General features: G+C 35.6%; 2 protein-coding genes. Both read left to right on the top strand.

Annotation, left to right across the window (positions count from 1 at the left end):
- On the top strand, nucleotides 1-481 hold a 481-nt coding region (locus tag RRY75_RS12515), incomplete at its 5' end, for an alpha/beta fold hydrolase (RefSeq protein ID WP_332717023.1).
- Nucleotides 482-690: 209 nt separating this feature from the next.
- A partial coding sequence (locus tag RRY75_RS12520) for an S-layer homology domain-containing protein (RefSeq protein WP_332717026.1) occupies nucleotides 691-1,903 on the top strand: 1,213 nt, incomplete at its 3' end.

Here is a 1,903-nt window from a genome sequence, read left to right on the forward strand (position 1 = left end):
ATATATATTCGTTCATGGATTAGGACAAAATGCATCTAGCTGGGATGGAACAATTAATCTTTGTGGACTTTCGTTAGGAGGAATTCTTGCTTTAAACTATACAATAGATAATCCATCCAAAGTAAAATCTTTGATATTAATAGGTGGTCAGTATAAAATGCCTAAGTTGATACTTAGCTTCCAAAATGTGATTTTTAAGTGTCTGCCTAATAAGGTTTTTGCAAAGATGGGACTTAGTAAAAATCAGATTATTCAACTTACAAAATCAATGTTAGATTTAGATTTTAGTACACAGATAGCAGATGTTGTATGTCCTACGATGATTATTTATGGTGAAAAAGATAAAGCAAATAAAAAGGCAGCACAAGAACTAGCAAGTGCTATATCAGAAGCACAGTTAGAAATGATAGAGGGTGCAGGGCATGAAGTTAATACACAAGCACCAACGCAATTAGGACATATAATATCAAAATACGTTTAAATAAGGATACGCCTTTCACACGAATAACGTAGTTCCATCCCTTTTCTTCTGCTTTCCCTTTTTTTCAGAGATAGTTGTTTATTGGTAGATTTTTTTAAATATAACAGAGATAGTATGATAAAAAAATACTAAAAAGTTGCTTTTATGTCATAATTAATATAAAATGTTATAAGTATAAAAATATTTATTAGGACAATAGGAGGAGTATAATGCGTTTAAATCTTAGATTCAAAAAAGCATTAGCCATGGTAGCCGTATCAACAGTTGTAGCAACAACAATTCCAGCGACTTTATTTGCTGCGGATTACGATACACACTGGGCAAAAGAAATGATTGAAAAATGGTCAGAAAAAGAAGTTTTAAAAGGGTATGAAGATGGTACATTTAGACCAAATGCAACTGTAACACGTGGGGAACTTGCAGCAATGCTCGTAAGAGTATTTGGCCTTACAGATACATCATCAGCAGCAAAATATACAGATGTTGAAACAACAAAATGGTATGCAGCAGATGTAGCAAAAGTATCTTCAGCAGGGATCATGAATGACTATGCAGATGGCACATTCAAACCAGAAGAAAAAGCAACAAGAGAAGAAGCAGCTTACGCTATGGCAAAAGCTTACCAAGTAGCAACAAAAGATGCAACCAATAACTTCACAGATGCAGCAGAAATTTCTGATTGGGCAGAAGATGAAATCGCTGCTTTAGTAGCTGGTGGACACTTAGAGGGTAATCCAGATGGATCATTTAGACCACAAGCAACTTTAACACGTGCAGAAGCTGTAACAATGGTACATAAAATCACTGCTGACCTTGTAAATGTAGCAGGCGTATACTCACAAGATATCAAGGGTAACCTTGTTGTAAATGCAGCAGGCGTTGAACTGAGTGATATGACTATCACAGGTAACTTATACCTTGCAGAAGGTATTGGCGAAGGTGAAGTTAAACTTAATAATGTAACTGTACTTGGGGACATCATCGTTGAAGGTGGCGGAAATAACACAATCAACATTATGGGTCAATCAAAAGTAAACAACATTATCGTTGACAAAGCTGGCAAATTACCAGTTAAAGTTATATTCGGTAACTTAATTGAAGTTAAAGGGGCAGTAACCCTTAAATCAGCAGCCACTTTAGAAGGTCACACCATTACCCTTGCTAACGTTGCTTTAGACGGTGCAAAAGAAGTACAACTTGTGGGTAATATGAAAATTGATAACATCGTGATCAACCAAACTGCAGAACTTGCTTTAGTAGATGGTGTAACTGTTCAAACAGCTACAATCAATGAAAAAGCTGCAGACACAATTTTACGTGGTAGAGGCGCAAAAGGTGCAATCAAAAACATCAAAGTTAACGCTGAGGGTGTAAAAATCCAAAAAGGATTTACATATAACAAAGATAACGTAACTGTAGCAG

It is taken from the genome of Niameybacter sp., from assembly GCF_036655075.1.
Lineage (GTDB): Bacteria > Bacillota > Clostridia > Lachnospirales > Cellulosilyticaceae > Holtiella.